Source organism: Psychrobacter sp. (genome assembly GCF_035469765.1).
GTDB lineage: Bacteria > Pseudomonadota > Gammaproteobacteria > Pseudomonadales > Moraxellaceae > Psychrobacter.
This window is the reverse complement of sequence record NZ_DATIRM010000254.1, coordinates 1-1783: the sequence shown is the minus strand read 5'-3', so window position 1 is coordinate 1783 and position 1783 is coordinate 1. Positions and strand designations below refer to the sequence as shown.

At 41.1% G+C, this 1783-nt stretch carries 2 protein-coding genes; one reads left to right on the top strand and one right to left on the bottom strand.

Annotation, left to right across the window (positions count from 1 at the left end; translation table 11 throughout):
* A partial coding sequence (locus VLN09_RS07235) for an HRDC domain-containing protein (protein ID WP_325245088.1) occupies nucleotides 1-775 on the top strand: 775 nt, incomplete at its 5' end.
* A gap of 17 nt (nucleotides 776-792) precedes the next feature.
* Here the strand turns inward: VLN09_RS07235 and VLN09_RS07230 are convergent.
* On the bottom strand, nucleotides 793-1470 hold the full coding sequence (locus tag VLN09_RS07230; RefSeq protein WP_325245086.1) for an esterase/lipase family protein: 678 nt from the start codon (nucleotides 1468-1470) through the stop codon (nucleotides 793-795).
* Between the last annotated feature and the right edge of the window lie 313 nt (nucleotides 1471-1783).

The window sequence follows — 1783 nt, the reverse complement described above, 5'->3', positions numbered from 1 at the left end:
TATTGATAAGGAGCACAGCCAGTCAGATTGGCTACAGCGTCCATTATCTGATGAGCAAGAGCAATATGCGATTGATGACGTGCGCTTTTTACCTGCGTTATATTTGAGTCTTGAATACGAGTTAAAAAAGCAAGGTCTCTATGAGTATGTCTGGGAAGACTGTCAGCTTTACGCCAATGACTTATATGATGCTCAAAATGTTGCAGACGAGCAGATGTATCTAACCATGGCAGATTATCGCTATACCTCTGAGCAAATGGCAATATTGCAGGCTGTAGCCACATGGCGTGAAGAGCTGGCGCGCGCGACCAATCAACCACGTACTTTTGTGATAAAAAAACAAGCCGTGCGTGAGATTATCACTGAAAAACCAAACAGTATGCGTGAACTGGCACATAAAACAACTATGCACCGTAGTATGTTGCGATTGTATGGTGAAGAGCTACTCAAAGTGATAAAGGAGGCAAAAAGCCTTCACCCTGCTGAATATCCTGATTGCTTATTACCGCCGTATCGCTCAAAAAATAAAGTGCTATCAAAAGCGGTGCAACAAGCGATAGATGATCAAGCGAAAGCTACCGGCGTACCTGCCAATGTCTTGATGCGTAAAAAATGGCTTGGGCAATTATATGAAGTGATTGCGTTTAATAAAGATATGAGCGAGTTGCCGCAAGGATTAAAAGGCTGGCGTCATGATTGGGTGATGTACACCTTTATTCCTGTCATTGAAGCGCATAAAACTGAGCTACAGCAAGGCATGGGTATCAATGTCTAAGGTTTAACGCCTGACACTTAGTTGCGTTCAAATTGACCATGCTGTAAAAAATATCCTGTCTGTTTAGCAACGTTATTATCAATCAACATGCCGGTATGAGATACAGGCAGGATTAAATGGTCAGTAGCTGCATCAAGCTTAGTTTCTTTTAGATATACGGTGCCGTCATGTACAAGATGCTCATCAAGCAATGGGCTATCTTTTTGGCGTAATTTACGATTGTGGTATTGCAGAAATATTTGACCCAAACCGTATGGACGATTCCCAGCAATCACGCCAAGGGTGATATGCTCAGGTAACGGCGCAACGGTGCCATCTAATGCATCGATGTACGATTGCCCAACGATAGCAGGGCTCAGTCGCCAAATATAATCAGCACAAATACTGCCCATATGCGGTGTCCCAAGGGTCACGCAACGACCAATTTGCCACTTAGGGTACTGAGTGACAAAATCACGAATAATCAAACCGCCCAAGCTATGACCGACTAAATGTATCGGCTCATCAGGATGATGGTTTTCTTCAAGCCATTTATTAAGCCGCTGACTATTGGTTTGAATACCATCTTGCATACTACGATAGCCAAATTGATGAGTATCAAATCCTGCTGTTTGCAAGCGTTTGGCAAGTGGTCGCATGATCCAAGCCGTTTGGTGCAGACCATGGATAAGAATGACAAGATTATTTTTCTGCATATTTAATTTTAACCAAGTGAATGATGTGAATAGATTAATATAGTTAAAATACCTTAAAAACGCTAGGGTACTGCTGGTATAAATTTTTTGCAGCCTCTGTCTGCGTAGGCACAGCAAGCAAGAAAAATTGATATCAGCAGTACGTTATGTATCGATATTGCTTTTCCCTGACTATAGCCATTTTATTATAACGCTAAATATTATTAGCAAAATAAAAACCTCCAAATCAGCTACTGAGTTGGAGGTTTGTTTTTATCTTTTATAAAGTATCAAAAGCTAGGACTACATAAAATTGGGATTACATATAGTTTTC